General features: G+C 40.2%; 20 protein-coding genes. All 20 read left to right on the plus strand.

Annotation, left to right across the window (positions count from 1 at the left end; genetic code table 11):
* Positions 1 to 33 precede the first annotated feature (33 nt).
* Complete coding sequence (gene codY / locus NSQ11_RS08125; RefSeq protein ID WP_007499612.1) at positions 34 to 813, plus strand: GTP-sensing pleiotropic transcriptional regulator CodY; 780 nt, start codon at positions 34 to 36, stop codon at positions 811 to 813.
* A 288-nt stretch (positions 814 to 1,101) separates the two neighbouring features.
* The gene (gene flgB, locus NSQ11_RS08130; protein ID WP_012009952.1) at positions 1,102 to 1,491 is read left to right on the plus strand and encodes a flagellar basal body rod protein FlgB; all 390 of its coding nucleotides are present in this window, start codon (positions 1,102 to 1,104) and stop codon (positions 1,489 to 1,491) included.
* Complete coding sequence (gene flgC / locus NSQ11_RS08135) at positions 1,491 to 1,943, plus strand: flagellar basal body rod protein FlgC (RefSeq protein ID WP_008344813.1); 453 nt, start codon at positions 1,491 to 1,493, stop codon at positions 1,941 to 1,943. Before flgB ends, flgC begins: the two co-directional genes overlap by 1 nt.
* Before the next feature lie 11 nt (positions 1,944 to 1,954).
* On the plus strand, positions 1,955 to 2,272 hold the full coding sequence (fliE, locus tag NSQ11_RS08140) for a flagellar hook-basal body complex protein FliE (RefSeq protein ID WP_007499609.1): 318 nt from the start codon (positions 1,955 to 1,957) through the stop codon (positions 2,270 to 2,272).
* Positions 2,273 to 2,322: 50 nt separating this feature from the next.
* The gene (gene fliF / locus NSQ11_RS08145; RefSeq protein WP_007499608.1) at positions 2,323 to 3,915 is read left to right on the plus strand and encodes a flagellar basal-body MS-ring/collar protein FliF; all 1,593 of its coding nucleotides are present in this window, start codon (positions 2,323 to 2,325) and stop codon (positions 3,913 to 3,915) included.
* Between the two features lie 11 nt (positions 3,916 to 3,926).
* Entirely contained in the window at positions 3,927 to 4,943 is a 1,017-nt protein-coding gene (gene fliG / locus NSQ11_RS08150; protein WP_017367244.1) for a flagellar motor switch protein FliG, read from the plus strand.
* A complete protein-coding gene (fliH, locus tag NSQ11_RS08155; RefSeq protein ID WP_048002828.1) occupies positions 4,936 to 5,700 on the plus strand; it encodes a flagellar assembly protein FliH in 765 nt (254 codons plus the stop codon). The genes fliG and fliH overlap by 8 nt, the downstream gene beginning before the upstream one ends.
* Positions 5,697 to 7,013: a flagellar protein export ATPase FliI gene (gene fliI, locus NSQ11_RS08160; RefSeq protein ID WP_008344803.1), complete on the plus strand. Its 1,317-nt coding sequence runs from the start codon at positions 5,697 to 5,699 to the stop codon at positions 7,011 to 7,013. The genes fliH and fliI overlap by 4 nt, the downstream gene beginning before the upstream one ends.
* A gap of 8 nt (positions 7,014 to 7,021) precedes the next feature.
* Positions 7,022 to 7,465 carry a flagellar export protein FliJ gene (fliJ, locus tag NSQ11_RS08165; protein ID WP_024720352.1) on the plus strand — a complete coding sequence of 148 codons (444 nt, stop codon included), beginning with the start codon at positions 7,022 to 7,024 and terminating at the stop codon, positions 7,463 to 7,465.
* A 12-nt stretch (positions 7,466 to 7,477) separates the two neighbouring features.
* A complete protein-coding gene (locus NSQ11_RS08170) occupies positions 7,478 to 8,164 on the plus strand; it encodes a MotE family protein (protein ID WP_017367246.1) in 687 nt (228 codons plus the stop codon).
* The gene (locus NSQ11_RS08175) at positions 8,165 to 9,487 is read left to right on the plus strand and encodes a flagellar hook-length control protein FliK (protein WP_017367247.1); all 1,323 of its coding nucleotides are present in this window, start codon (positions 8,165 to 8,167) and stop codon (positions 9,485 to 9,487) included. It abuts the gene before it with no gap.
* Positions 9,487 to 9,930, plus strand: coding sequence for a flagellar hook assembly protein FlgD (flgD, locus tag NSQ11_RS08180; protein ID WP_008344799.1), 444 nt, complete (start codon positions 9,487 to 9,489; stop codon positions 9,928 to 9,930). The genes NSQ11_RS08175 and flgD overlap by 1 nt, the downstream gene beginning before the upstream one ends.
* Positions 9,931 to 9,951: 21 nt before the next feature.
* Positions 9,952 to 10,746 carry a flagellar basal body rod protein FlgG gene (flgG, locus tag NSQ11_RS08185; RefSeq protein WP_008344796.1) on the plus strand — a complete coding sequence of 265 codons (795 nt, stop codon included), beginning with the start codon at positions 9,952 to 9,954 and terminating at the stop codon, positions 10,744 to 10,746.
* Between the two features lie 37 nt (positions 10,747 to 10,783).
* Positions 10,784 to 10,999, plus strand: coding sequence for a flagellar FlbD family protein (locus NSQ11_RS08190; RefSeq protein WP_008344794.1), 216 nt, complete (start codon positions 10,784 to 10,786; stop codon positions 10,997 to 10,999).
* A complete protein-coding gene (gene fliL / locus NSQ11_RS08195) occupies positions 10,996 to 11,424 on the plus strand; it encodes a flagellar basal body-associated protein FliL (RefSeq protein WP_007499592.1) in 429 nt (142 codons plus the stop codon). Before NSQ11_RS08190 ends, fliL begins: the two co-directional genes overlap by 4 nt.
* Before the next feature lie 32 nt (positions 11,425 to 11,456).
* On the plus strand, positions 11,457 to 12,455 hold the full coding sequence (fliM, locus tag NSQ11_RS08200; protein WP_008354483.1) for a flagellar motor switch protein FliM: 999 nt from the start codon (positions 11,457 to 11,459) through the stop codon (positions 12,453 to 12,455).
* A complete protein-coding gene (gene fliY / locus NSQ11_RS08205) occupies positions 12,445 to 13,566 on the plus strand; it encodes a flagellar motor switch phosphatase FliY (protein ID WP_007499588.1) in 1,122 nt (373 codons plus the stop codon). Before fliM ends, fliY begins: the two co-directional genes overlap by 11 nt.
* Positions 13,567 to 13,593: 27 nt before the next feature.
* The gene (locus NSQ11_RS08210) at positions 13,594 to 13,956 is read left to right on the plus strand and encodes a response regulator (RefSeq protein WP_007499584.1); all 363 of its coding nucleotides are present in this window, start codon (positions 13,594 to 13,596) and stop codon (positions 13,954 to 13,956) included.
* Between the two features lie 18 nt (positions 13,957 to 13,974).
* A complete protein-coding gene (gene fliZ / locus NSQ11_RS08215; protein WP_113747344.1) occupies positions 13,975 to 14,634 on the plus strand; it encodes a flagella biosynthesis regulatory protein FliZ in 660 nt (219 codons plus the stop codon).
* Complete coding sequence (fliP, locus tag NSQ11_RS08220) at positions 14,627 to 15,292, plus strand: flagellar type III secretion system pore protein FliP (RefSeq protein WP_007499580.1); 666 nt, start codon at positions 14,627 to 14,629, stop codon at positions 15,290 to 15,292. Before fliZ ends, fliP begins: the two co-directional genes overlap by 8 nt.
* Positions 15,293 to 15,307: the final 15 nt, after the last annotated feature.

A 15,307-nucleotide genomic window follows, 5' to 3' on the forward strand; every position in this document is an offset into this window, starting at 1 on the left:
AAATGAATAAAGTAATCTAGGAGGATCATTATTATGGCGTTACTACAAAAAACAAGGATTATTAACTCGATGCTGCAAGATGCAGCGGGGAAACCGGTTAATTTTAAAGAAATGGCAGAAACACTGAGAGATGTCATTGATTCAAACATTTTCGTATTAAGCAGAAGAGGGAAGCTTCTTGGCTACTCCATTAACCAGCAGATTGAAAATGCACGTATGAAAAAAATGCTGGAAGATCGTCAGTTCCCTGAAGAATATACAAAAAGCTTATTCAATGTCCCTGAAACATCTTCAAACCTTGACATCAATAGTGAGTACACAGCTTTCCCGATTGAGAACCGTGATTTATTCCAATCAGGTTTGACAACGATTGTGCCAATCATCGGAGGCGGAGACCGCTTAGGGACGTTAATCCTTTCTCGTTTGCAAGATACATTCACAGATGATGATTTAATTCTTGCTGAATACGGCGCAACAGTTGTTGGAATGGAGATTCTTCGCGAGAAAGCGGAAGAAATTGAAGAAGAAGCAAGAAGTAAAGCGGTTGTTCAAATGGCAATCAGCTCTCTTTCATACAGTGAACTTGAAGCGATTGAACATATCTTTGAAGAACTTGATGGAAACGAAGGGCTGCTTGTGGCAAGTAAGATTGCTGACCGTGTAGGAATCACTCGTTCAGTGATCGTAAACGCACTTCGTAAATTAGAGAGTGCAGGCGTTATTGAATCTCGTTCTCTTGGAATGAAGGGAACATACATTAAAGTATTAAACAACAAATTTTTAATTGAACTTGAAAATTTAAAATCTCACTAATCAAAAAACCCTTTTCGGCCGAAATAAACGCTGAAAAGGGTTTTTTTGTATAAAAAAAGAGGATTTGTCCGAAAAATGACACTCTTTTTTCCAAGAAACCCCTTACAATTCTGTAGTGCTTTGAATCTAGGTCTTTATACCTATTCGTAAAATAGATATATATTACGAGTTTTTTTTACAATTACATCATAGACTTTAATCCTATTATTTCTTACAATGAACATATGGTTTTACAAATCTCGACATGATTAAATGGAATGAAATACATATGATTGGAGGTATATGGTTTTGGATATATTTTCTGGAACGATAAGCAACCTTGAGAATGCCTTGGGCAGAGCGAATGTTAAGCAAAAAGTCATAAGCAATAATATCGCGAATATAGACACACCGAACTACAAGTCTAAAAATGTTGCATTCCACGACATGCTAAATGATGCGTCAATCAAATTAGATGCTAAAAAAACATACCAAGGTCACATTGATTTTTCTAAAACAGGGTCTAATTATTCAGTTGTTTCGAGTAACCGTACTTCTTATCAAGAAAACGGAAATAATGTCGATATTGATCAAGAGATGAGTGAACTCGCTAAAAACCAAATTCAGTATAATGCGTTGGTTGAAAGAATGAGCGGAAAGTTCAATTCTCTTAAAACAGTTTTGACAGGAGGTAAGTGATGTCAATTTTTTCAGGCGTTAACGCTTCGGCCTCAGCATTAACAGCACAGAGGCTCAGAATGGACGTTGTATCCTCAAACCTTGCGAATATGGATACAACAAGAGCTAAACAGGTTGATGGCGAGTGGGAGCCTTATAGACGCAAGCTCGTCACATTACAGCCGTCAGGTGAATCATTTTCATCTATATTGAACTCAAGCATGAATTCGAGCGGCAAATTAGGAAACGGCGTCAAAGTAACGAAAATTACTGAAGACGAAACTCCATTCAACCTTCAATATGATCCTACAAATCCCGATGCCAATGAAAATGGATATGTTCAAACACCAAACGTTGATCCATTAAAGGAAATGGTTGATCTCATCAGCAGCTCAAGGTCATATGAAGCAAACGTGACTGCGCTGAATGCAAATAAAAGCATGCTGATGAAAGCTTTAGAAATAGGAAAGTAAGGTGAAAAGAATTGGTTAACGCAATATCTCCTTTCCAGCTTCAAACCGCTCAGCAAGCAAGTGAATTGACGAATGCATCGTCTGTGCAGGCGGCTGCACCTAAAAGTCAAACGAATTTCTCTGATGTGCTGAAGAATTCCATTGAGGCATTAAATCAATCACAGCTGAAATCAGACCAGTATACGAATGCTCTCGCACAAGGGAAAGATGTCAATCTCGATGAAGTCATGATTGCTTCACAAAAAGCGAGTGTGACACTCACAGCTGCAACCGAGTTTCGGAATAAAGCAGTCGAAGCGTACCAAGAGATTATGAGAATGCAGATGTAGGAGGTGCTGGTGGACAAAAAATAGACTGAATGGAATGACCGGGGGTTAAGATGAATCGTACTTTAATGCAATTAAGAACAAAAACAGTTGAGTTTTGGCGAAATCGATCAAAATTACAAAAAATACTCATGATTGGCGGCGTAGCTGCCCTAGCAATCATTATTACGGTTGTTAGCATCTTTGCTTCTTCTGAAAAAATGGTTCCGTTGTTTAGAGATTTGTCTGAGGCAGAAGCAGGACAAATCAAACAGGAACTGGATGGCAAAAACGTTAAATCGGAACTTGCAAATAACGGAACGACGATTTTAGTTCCAGAAAAGCAAGCAGACACTTTAAAAGTAACACTTGCATCAGAAGGACTTCCTAAAACGGGGAATATTGATTACTCCTTCTTTGCGAACAATTCCGGCTTCGGTTTAACAGATAATGAATTTGATGTTCTGAAAGTAGACGCAACTCAGACAGAACTATCCAATCTGATCAACACGATTGATGGGATTAAAGATTCAAAGGTTATGATTAACCTGCCAAAAGATTCCGTTTTTGTTGGAGAAGAGCAAAGTAATGCATCAGCATCAATTGTGCTGCAAGTTCAACCAGGCTACACGCTTACTCAGCAACAAGTAAAAGGCCTTTATCATCTTATTTCAAAAAGTGTGCCGAATTTAAAAACAGAAAACATTGTCATTATGGACCAAGATTCCAACTACTATGACTTAAACAGCAGCTCAGATTCCTATGCAAGTGGAATGGATGCACAGCAGCAGAAAAAAGAGGAGATTGAAAAGAATCTTCAACGAAAAATTCAACAGCTGCTTGGAACGATGATGGGTCAAGAGAAAGTTGCCGTATCGGTCACTACAGACATTGATTTTACCGAAGAAAAAAGAAAAGAAGATCTTGTCGAACCAGTTGATCAAGAAAACATGCAAGGAATTGCTGTCAGCGCTGAAAAGATTGCTGAAACTTATTCAGGTAATGGCGCAGCAGCTGGAGGCACCGCTGGAACAGGTGACGATGATGTCACAAATTATCAAGGTGCCGATGGAACGAATGGAAGCGGAGATTACGAAAAGAGCGAAGATCGTATCAATTATGAAGTCAACCGCATTCATAAAGATATCAAAGAAAGTCCTTATAAAATCAGAGACGTTGGCATTCAGGCACTGGTTGAACCACCTACTGCAAACGATCCGACCTCATTAACTGCTGAAAGGCAGGATGATATCAAAAAAATTCTTTCAACCATCATCAGTACATCGATTGATAAAGAATACACAAACGGTCAAGCGCTCACTCAAGCAGACTTAGATAACAAAATCGTTTTATCTGTATCAAAATTAGACGGTAAACAGCAAACGGCAGCAGAAAACCCTTCAAACAATATTCCGATTTGGGTTTATATTGTTGGCGGTGTGCTACTACTTGCCATTATCGCTCTCATTATCCTTCTCGTACGTAAGCGAAGAAAAGATGAGGAAGAAGAGTTTGAGTTTGATGAACGTACACCAATTCATGTTCCTGATATCGATACTGAGCCAGAAACAGAAGAAATGGTGAGAAAAAATCAGCTTGAAAAAATGGCAAAAGATAAACCAGAAGACTTTGCTAAATTGCTACGCAGCTGGCTGTCCGAGGATTAGGAGGAATACACATGTCGAGAAAAGATCCAAATCGACTAACAGGCAGACAAAAAGCAGCAATCCTAATGATTTCCTTAGGGCTAGACGTGTCAGCATCTGTATACAAACATCTGTCTGAAGACGAAATAGAAAAATTAACATTAGAAATTTCAAATGTAAGAAGTGTAGATACTGCTAAAAAAGATGAGATCATCGAAGAATTTCACAGCATTGCCATCGCGCAGGACTACATATCACAAGGTGGCCTTATGTACGCAAGACAAGTGCTTGAAAAAGCGCTTGGTGAGGACAAAGCGGACAGCATCTTAAATCGCTTAACATCCTCACTTCAAGTGAAACCATTTGATTTTGCTAGAAAGGCTGACCCAGAGCAAATTTTAAACTTTATCCAGCATGAGCATCCACAAACCATTGCGCTCATTCTTTCCTACCTAGATCCAGTACAGGCTGGACAGATTTTATCTGAGTTAGGCGAGGAAGTACAAACCGAGGTTGCAAGAAGAATTGCTTTAATGGACCGCACATCTCCAGAGATCATCAATGAGGTGGAACGTATTCTTGAACAAAAGCTGTCTTCAACCTTTACGCAAGATTATACCCAAACGGGCGGAGTCGAAGCGGTAGTCGAAGTCCTGAATGGTGTAGACCGTGCAACGGAGAAAACCATTTTAGATACACTGGAAATTCAAGATCCTGAGCTTGCTGATGAAATTAAGAAACGTATGTTTGTCTTTGAAGACATTGTCACTCTTGATAGCAGAGCCATTCAGCGCGTGATTCGAGATGTTGAAAATGACGATTTACTGCTTTCACTCAAAGTGGCAAGCGAAGAAGTCAAAGAAATTGTCTTCCGCAACATGTCGCAACGTATGGTCGAAACGTTCAAAGAAGAAATGGAGTTTATGGGACCTGTCCGGCTTAGAGATGTCGAGGAAGCACAGACTCGTATTGTCAGTATCGTAAGACGACTTGAAGAGGCTGGAGAAATCGTCATAGCTCGAGGTGGAGGAGACGATATCATTGTCTAGGATTATCAAACATGAAACATCTGTTATTCCTGAACAAGGCCGTCAAACCATTCCCTTACAGCAAGTGGAATTCAAAAGAGAACATCACGAAGAAGAGCTTGTCAACGAGACAGAAGCATCTCAGCTTGTATTAAGTGATGCACAAGATGAAGCAAGCCGTATTTTAGAAAAAGCAAATCGTGAGCTGGAACAAACAATGGCTGAAATCAATCAGCGGCGAGCTGATTTTGAAGCAGAAAGAGTACAGCTCATTGAAGAAGCAAAACAAACAGGATATCAAGATGGTTTTCAAAAGGGCGAAGCAGATGCGAATTTACAGTATCAATCGATTCTTGATCAAGCGAATGACATTGTCAGCCTTGCAAAGCAGGACTATGAAGCAAAAATCGAAAGCTCTGCTGAAGAAATTGTCGAACTTGCGTTTGAGCTCGCTAAACGAGTATGGAATGCAGTTGAGGACACAAAAGAACAATTTTTAACGCTAGTGAAGCAGGTCATTTCAGAAGTGAAAGAATATGACGATATTTCCATCTATGTCGACCCTGCACATTACGAGCATGTGATGGAATATAAAGATGAATTAAATAGAATCCTTCAAAAGAATACACATCTTGCCATTTACTCGGATGAAAAAGCACCAAAAGGTACTTGTTACGTCGAAACAAGCTTTGGAAAAGTGGAAGCGAGTGTTGATACCCAAATGAATCAGTTAAAAGAAAAGTTATTAGAAGTCATTGATTCAGGTGATCACAAATGAACATAGATGTGCTAAAAGAAACGATTGAAACTGCCGATCCTTATAAACGTTTTGGTAAAGTCAATCGAGTTGTTGGACTGATGATCGAGTCCAAGGGGCCAGAAAGCTCAATCGGTGATGTATGTCTGATTCACAAAAAAGGGAGCAAGAATCATCCGATCAAAGCAGAAGTCGTTGGCTTTAAAGATGAAAACATTTTGCTCATGCCCTACGTAGAAGCCTCTAACATCTCACCAGGCAGTCTTGTTGAAGCAACAGGTGAGTCGTTAAAGGTCAAAGTAGGAACTGGTTTAATCGGGCAGGTTGTTGATGCCTTCGGTGATCCACTGGACGGCAGCATGCTTCCTAAAGGACTTGCACCTGTCTCAACAGAACAATCTCCTCCAAACCCGATGGACAGACCGCCTATTCGTGAAAAAATGGGCGTTGGTGTCAGAGTGATTGACAGCTTGCTCACAGTCGGCACTGGTCAAAGAATTGGCATATTCGCGGGAAGCGGTGTTGGTAAAAGTACATTGATGGGGATGATTGCCAAGCAGACAGAAGCGGATCTCAATGTCATTGCACTTGTTGGAGAGCGTGGACGTGAAGTTCGCGAGTTTATCGAAAAAGATTTAGGAGCTGAAGGACTGAAGCGTTCGATTGTTGTTGTCGCAACTTCAGATCAGCCCGCACTGACAAGATTAAAAGCAGCCTATACTGCAACGGCTATTGCCGAATATTTCAGAGACAGAGGCAAAAATGTCATGTTCATGATGGATTCTGTCACAAGGGTCGCCATGGCACAGCGGGAAATAGGACTTGCAACTGGTGAACCGCCAACAACAAAAGGATATACGCCTTCAGTGTTCGCTATACTGCCAAAATTGCTAGAACGAACTGGTACAAATCAACTTGGTTCCATCACAGCGTTTTACACAGTGCTTGTTGATGGTGACGATATGAATGAGCCGATCGCTGATACAGTGCGGGGGATTTTAGATGGCCACATAGTACTTGATCGTGCACTGGCCAACAAAGGACAGTTTCCAGCTGTCAATATTCTGAAAAGTATCAGTCGTGTCATGAGTAATATCGCAAGTCATGATCACAAGGAAGCGGCTAACCGGTTCCGCCAGCTTTTATCCACATATCAAAACGCTGAAGACCTCATTAACATTGGAGCATATAAAAAAGGCTCCTCTAAAGATATTGATGAGGCCATGCAAGCTTACCCACAACTGATTTCATTTTTGAAGCAGGACGTTGAAGAGGCTGTATCAATTGAAGACAGCGTGAGGATATTGCTCAGTTTGATGAATAGAGAGGATTGACAAAAACAGTGAGATATCAATACAAATTTCAAAAGCTCTTAGAATTGAAAGAAAGTGAAAAAGACAAATCACTTGCAGCGTATCAACAATCCGTTTCGGCATTTGAGCAAGCCGCTGAAAAACTCTATGAAAATATGAGTAAAAAAGAGCTAATGGAAAAGAGCAAAGAAGAAAAGCTGAGAAGTGGGATGAGTGTTCAAGAAATGCGTCATTACCAACAATTTGTGACGAACTTAGATAACACCATTCATCATTATCAGCAGCTTGTGATCATGAAACGCCATCAAATGAATGAAAAACAATCTGATTTAACTGAAAAAAATATTGAGTTTAAAAAGTTTGAAAAAATGAAAGAAAAGCAATTTGAAAAGTTCTCCCTTGAACATAAGGCAATTGAAATGAAAGAAATGGATGATATCTCTATCAGCCAATTCATGTTTCAAGGACATTAGGAGTCGAGATGAATGCCTAAGAAGGAAAAAACAAAGGAATCAAGCGGCGGCGGTAAATTTCAATGGATCTTGTTTATTGTCATTATCCCATTGGTTGTGCTTGTGATTGTAACGGGCACAATCCTTTATATGGCAGGTTATGATCTAAAGAAACCGCTCCAAAACATTCCGGGGATTAGCAGCTTGGTTGGATCAGATGACACATCAAAAACGTCATCTTCAAATAACGATCAACGTGATACAGAGTTGAAAGCGTTGAAAAAGACGATTAAAGAACAAGAGAATGAACTTGAAATTGCTCAAAAAGACTTGAAGACAAGTGATGAAGAGATTAAACGATTGAATCAAAAAATCAATTCACTTGAAAAAACATCTGATAAAGAGAACACGTCAGCAAGTGACAGTTCATCAAACAGTACATCATCAAGTAATAACGCATCAGGATCTTCAACTGATTCGTCAGCATCTTCTAATCAGCAATCAAAAGGAAAGGTCACCAGCATTTATGAAAGCATGGATGCAGGGAAATCTGCCAAAATTCTATCAGAGCTAAGTGATAAAGAAGCTTTGAAGATCCTTGAAGAGCTGAGTAAAAATAAGCTGACGGACATATTAGCAAAACTGACACCTCAGAAGGCAGCAACGTTCACGAAGGAGCTTGCCAAAAAAGAAGAAAGTGAAAATGGAGGTGGACAATAAGTGAAGCTATTGGACATTGGAGCCTTACAGCAATCTTCCCAAGGTCTCTCGGGACTAAAGGGAGAGGGGGCAGTATCTGCTCGCGGCCTGTTTAAACAATTGTTAAATGGCGCAGGTATTCAAAGTGGTCCAGTTATTTCTCAGCCGGCGGAAACCAATCTATCCATGAATGATGCGATGCAAATTATTGAAAAATGGATGCAATCACCTGAAGAAGGAATAGATGGAGATCTTCTTGCGGCACTTCAGGCGCTGCAAGGTCAAAAGCTTGAAGGGGCTGACTTAAAGTCACTTGAAGAGCTATTTCAAAAGATGGAATCGGTAATCTATGACGATCAAGATGAGAAGCCAGTTGCTGAACATAGTGAACAGCTCATACAAGTCCACTTTTTCTTATATCAAATACTGAATCAGCAGACAGTGAGCTTTGATGCAAAACTTGTACAGGATATTCAAGCAAAAGGTGAAGATTTCATCAAGTTTCTAACGAAAAACGGAGCAGATGAAAAGCTCATTCAACAAGTAAAAGAGCAGTTCTTCTCGCAAGGATCGGCACCTAAGCTGAATAATATGTCGCAAAGCGAGCTGAAACACTTTAATCAGTTAATCGATCATATGATGGCGAATGCGAAAGGGTCAGATAAAGAGTGGAAAATTTCCTTAGGAGAGTTAAAAGAAATGGTTGCTCCAAGGCAAGAATCTTCCTTCTCATCTCCAGCAAAAGGTGCTGCCTCACTTGAATGGCTTATGAAAAAAGAAGTCACCAAAGGTCAAGGCACTACGGCACCTGCTTCTGAAAAAACAATCACCCATACGCTGCTTCCAGGGCATAAACAGTTCTTCCAACTGCAATCAGCTGCTCCTGTGCAGCAGACGCAAACAACTGACGAAAAGCCAGGTACGGTTGATCAGCAGATTTTAAATACGTGGAAACAAATGAAGTTCACACCATTTGGCAATTCAAGCGGACGGTTTACCGTACGATTAAATCCAGAAAATCTAGGGTTTATTACCATCCAGCTAACGAAACAAAACGGAATGTATGCGAGTAAAATTACAGCTTCAACGCAAGCAGCAAAAGAGCTGCTCGAGCATCATCTGCCGCAGCTCAAGCAGGCGCTACCGAATATGTCGGTTCAAGTTGACCGTTTCCATATACCGCTTCAGTCAAATGAGCAGCCGTCTTTTGGACAATTTAATGAGGAAGGCAAGCAGCAGCCATCAAAAGGACAAAGTTTCCAGCAGCCTGATGAACAGGAAGCTGAATTCCAAGATGTACTGGATGCGCTTGTTGGATCAGAAGAAGAAGAGGAGGAGATCTAATGGCAACTGTTGATGCGACGAATAGAACAGCCGCACAAGCGGACACTTCTTCAACCGCAGCAAAGAAAACAGATACACTTGGCCGAGATCAGTTCTTAAAAATCTTGCTTACGCAGCTTCAAAACCAAGATCCGACAAACCCGATTGATGACCGTGAGTTTGTCACACAGCTTGCAACATTTTCTTCTTTAGAACAGCAAATGAATATGAACGAATCTATCACTCAAATGAATCAGATCATGTCTACATTCGTTGCACACCAAGATCCATTTACGACATATGTAGGCTGGATTGGTAAAGAAGTAGAGGGTAAACAAGATGATAAAGACATATCTGGCATTGTGAAGTCTGTAAAAAACATAAACAATGAATACTTCCTATATTTAGAAGATGGAACGAAAATCAGCCCTTGGGACGTTACAACTGTTGGAGAAAAATCGTAAGCAAATCGAGGAGGAAAATAAATGTTACGCTCACTTTACTCAGGAATTAGCGGAATGAAAAACTTCCAAACAAAATTAGATGTTGTAGCCAATAACGTAGCCAACGTCAATACACACGGATACAAAAAAAGCCGTATCACGTTTAAAGATATGGTCAGTCAAACCATTGCAAGTTCTGGTGGACCGACGAATAACTCTGGTTCAATCAACTCAAAACAAGTTGGATTAGGATCAGCTTTATCTTCTATTGATAAAATCATGACATCAGGTTCTTCTCAAAATACAGACGAACCATATGATTTCTATATTAATGGAGATGGATTTTTCCGTATTGAAAAGCAAGGTGAAATCCTATTTACAAGAACAGGGAACTTCAAACCTGATTCAAATGGGGATTTGGTAACATCTGATGGAAACTATCTTCTTGGCATGGATGGGCAAAGAATCAACATTCCACGAGACAATGTGTCAAGTGTTAGTGTTGGGCCAGATGGGACCGTTTCTGTTGTTGAGAACAACGTTTCTCGTACTGTTGGACAAGTATCACTTGTGTCTTTCAGTAATGCAGGAGGATTAGATAAAGTTGGGGATAACTTATATCGCCAAACACTCAGTTCCGGTGCACCAAGTAATGCCATGGCTCCTGGAACTCAAGGAACAGGTGAACTTCAAACAGGTAAACTTGAAATGTCAAACGTTGATTTAACAGACGAATTTACAGAAATGATTATCGCACAGCGTGGATTCCAATCGAATGCAAAGACGATCACAACATCTGATGAAATTCTGCAAGAACTTGTGAATCTGAAACGATAGGAGGTAGGGGGAGCGGTTTATCGCTTCTCTGCTTAATATGATTGAAGTGACAAGATTAAATGGCAAAGGATTTATGCTCAACGCTCTCCATATCGAGCAAATCGAAAGCTTTCCAGACACGACCATTACACTCGCCAATGGAAAGAAATTCGTTGTGAAAGAAGATGAAGAGCAGCTTCAGGAGAAAATCATTTCTTTCTATAGAAAAATCCAAGTCATTTCATTGAATCAAGGAATAGAGGAGTTTGAATGAAGAAGAAATTAGTCGTAGTAATGCTAATCATGATTATTGCTATCGTCGGAATTGGAGCAGGTATTGTCTTTCTGGTGAATGGGTCAGACGAAGCAAAAGCAGAAAAAGAGCCAACAGCAGATGAAGTCGTAAAAGCTTCTGTTGAAATTCCTGAGATTGTGACCAATTTAAAATCTGAAGGAAATGCGGTTAAACTTGTACTAAATATTGAAACAGATTCAGAAAAAGCCAAAGAAGAGCTTGAAAAAAGAAGCTTCCAAGTGAAAGATGCTGTGATCGATATTTTATCAGACACGAATGCAGATGAACTTGATGGCAAAAAAGGCAGAGAACATTTTAAAACACAGGTCAAAAACAAAGTGAATAACTATTTGCAAGATGGCAAGGTGAAAGAAGTTTATATAACCTCCTTTAATCTGCAATAGAGGCGATTAATTGACACGATGGAGGTGAAGAAATGTCAGGAGAAGTGCTTTCCCAGAATGAGATCGACGCATTATTATCCGCCATATCAACAGGCGAAATGGATGCAGAAGAGCTGAAAAAAGAAGAAACGACGAAAAAAGTGAAAGTGTATGACTTTAAACGTGCACTGCGCTTTTCAAAAGACCAGATTCGAAGTTTAACAAGAATTCATGATAACTTCGCTAGACTGCTTACCACACACTTTTCAGCGCAGCTAAGATCATATATTCAAATTTCTGTCAGCTCGGTTGACCAAGTGCCATATGAAGAATTTATTCGTTCGATTCCTAATATGACATTATTAAACTTATTTTACGTCAGCCCGCTTGAAGGAAGAATCATGCTTGAAGTGAACCCAACGATTGGCTATGCCATGATGGATAGGCTGATGGGTGGGATTGGCATTAGTCATAATAAGACAGAATCACTGACAGAAATCGAAACAAAGATTATCTCAAACATGTTTGAGGGAGCTTTGGAAAACTACAGAGAAGCGTGGCAGTCCATAACCGACATCGAGCCAGAAATGGCAGATTTCGAGGTAAATCCCCAGTTTGTTCAAATGGTGTCACCAAACGAAACAGTTGTCGTCATTTCTCTTAATACACAAATTGGTGAGGTAAGCGGGGTTATTAATCTCTGTATTCCTCACGTAGTATTAGAGCCTATTATTCCGAAGCTGTCTGTACACTACTGGATGCAATCGGAACGAAATGAACCGAAACAAGAAGAAACAAAGGCCATTGAAAAACGGATTATGACGGCGAAAATACCGGTAGTCGCAGAGCTTGGACAATCGGAAATGACGGTGGAAGAGTTTTTGAATTTGGAAATTGGTGATTGTATTGCCTTGGACAAACCAGTAAATGCGCCTCTTACTGTTATGGTCGGAAATAAACCGAAATTCTTGGGACAGGCCGGCCGCGTGAATCGGAAACAGGCGATTCAAATTCTAGATCACGACATAAGAGGTGAAGAAGATGGAGAATAACGGAAGTAAATTATCACAAGATGAAATCGATGCGCTCCTTAAAGGAGGCAGCAATGACGATATAGAGCCTGATACACTCCTTTCTGCAATGGAACAAGATGCCATTGGGGAAATCGGAAATATATCATTTGGAAGCTCTGCAACAGCACTTTCAACCCTATTAAGTCAAAAAGTGGAGATTACAACTCCAACTGTCACAGTGATTCAAAAAAGCAAGCTGAATGAGGAATTTCCTCATCCATATGTCGCAATTGAAGTGAATTATACGGAAGGCTTCAGCGCTAGTAACCTGCTTGTCATCCAGCAAACCGATGCGGCAGTCATTGCGGATTTAATGATGGGCGGAGATGGAACAAATGCTGACCCGTCGTTAAGTGAAATTCACTTAAGTGCAGTACAAGAAGCGATGAACCAAATGATGGGTTCAGCAGCGACGTCCATGTCAACAGTCTTTAATAAAAAGATTGATATTTCTCCGCCTCGCGTTGAGTTGCTTGATGTGAAAGAAGGAGAAGGCACAGACCGCATTCCAGCTGAAGAGATGCTTGTCAAAGTGTCCTTTAGATTAACAATAGGTGAACTCATAGATTCAAATATTATGCAGCTTTACCCTATTACGTTTGCGAAAGATTTGATTGCAGAATTAACAGACCCAGCGGAAGAAGAGCCGGTTCAAGAAGCACCTCAGAGTGCACCTGAACCACAGCAGGCTGCTCCGCAAGCACAATCTGCTCCTATGCAGCAATCGGCACCGCCGAAAAGACAGGCGAAGCCAAAGCCGGCAGAACCTGTCAATGTGGCGCCAGTTGAATTTGAGGCATTTAGTGAGCCTCAGCATACAACAAGTCAGCTCGGTAATCTTGATATGCTGATGGATATTCCACTTTCCATTACAGTGGAGCTTGGAAGAACGCAGCGCAGTGTGAAAGAAGTACTTGAACTTTCCGCTGGAAGTATCATTGAACTGGACAAACTTGCAGGTGAGCCAGTCGACATTCTGGTCAACAAACGAATCGTCGCCAAAGGAGAAGTTGTTGTCATTGATGAGAACTTTGGCGTACGTGTGACTGACATTTTAAGTCAGTCTGAAAGACTTTCTAATTTAAAATAAACAAACATATAGGGAGAGAATAAGTAAATGGCTACTAAGGTATTAATCGTAGATGATGCAGCATTCATGAGAATGATGATTAAGGATATTCTTGTAAAAAACGGATTTGATGTAGTAGGAGAAGCAGAAAACGGCGCACAAGCTGTTGAAAAATATAAAGAAACATCTCCTGATCTAGTCACAATGGATATCACAATGCCAGAAATGGACGGGATCACAGCATTAAAAGAAATTAAACAAATCGATGCTTCTGCAAAAATCATTATGTGCTCAGCGATGGGACAACAATCAATGGTTATTGATGCCATCCAAGCAGGTGCAAAAGACTTTATCGTGAAGCCATTCCAGGCAGACCGTGTACTTGAAGCAATTAATAAAACGTTAGGCTAAAAAAGGGTGTAAGACTTGTTGAAAAAACGTTTGATATGTATAGCAATGATCAGTTTTATGCTTTTCTTGACAGCGCAGCCAGCCTCACTGTTTGCTGAAACAAAAGATCCTGAAAATGGCATGGTGAATGACTGGATCAAAGATGAGAAAGAAAGCAAAAAGGATACAGAAAAGAAAACCACTGACAATCAAACGAATCCGACAGAAGAAGCTCCCTCTTCTTCTGTCTCCATTATGGATTTTGTCAAAATGATTGGTGCCTTACTTTTTGTCATCCTGCTCATTTACGGATTGGTGAGATTTGTTGGAAAGCAAAACCGCTTACTCAAGCCATTTCGCTATGTTGAAAATATTGGCGGAACGACGGTTGGTCAAAATCGTTCAGTTCAGCTGATCAAAGTGGGCAAACGAGTATTAGTTGTCGGCGTAGCAGACTCAATCCAGCTGCTAAAAGAAATCGATGATGAACAAGAATGCGAAGCGATTGTGAAACAATACGAAGAAGCGATGGAAAGTAAGACTGACTTACCGAAAATGATGCAAAAATTAACATCGCAAGTGAAGAAACACGATCAGCCGACCACTTCTTCTTTTTCAGCCAATTTAAAGGCGCAGCTAGCCGAATTGAAAAAGACCCAATCAGAAGTCAGAAAGAAAGGCCCGAAACAAAATGAATGAGTTTATCGATTTATTTAATTCCAGTGGCGCAGGGAATATTAGCACATCTGTCCGTCTTCTTTTATTGTTAACTGTATTTTCAGTTGCACCAGGCATTCTGATTTTAATGACCTGTTTTACACGGATTGTGATTGTTCTTTCGTTTGTTAGAACATCACTTGCAACCAACTCAATGCCGCCAAACCAAGTGCTTGTAGGACTTGCTTTGTTTCTCACATTTTTTATTATGGCACCCACGTTCTCAGAGATTAATAAAGAGGCACTCACGCCGCTGTTAAATGATGATATTACGTTAAATCAGGCCTATGAAAAAGCCGAAGTGCCAATTAAAGAGTTTATGAGTAAACATACGAGACAGAAAGATTTGGCTTTATTTCTTAGTTACGCAAAAATGGATACCCCTGAATCAATTAAAGATATTCCCTTAACGGCGATGGTACCAGCTTTTGCAATTTCAGAATTAAAGACGGCATTTCAAATTGGTTTCATGATCTTTATTCCATTTTTAATTATTGACATGGTGGTCGCAAGTGTCCTGATGTCGATGGGGATGATGATGCTTCCGCCGGTTATGATATCGCTCCCTTTCAAAATATTGTTATTTGTATTAGTTGATGGATGGTATTTGATTGTTAAATCTTTGCTGCAAAGCTTTTAGAGTAGGTGCTTAAAA

Source organism: Bacillus sp. FSL W7-1582, from assembly GCF_038593325.1.
In the GTDB taxonomy this organism is placed as follows: domain Bacteria; phylum Bacillota; class Bacilli; order Bacillales; family Bacillaceae; genus Bacillus; species Bacillus altitudinis.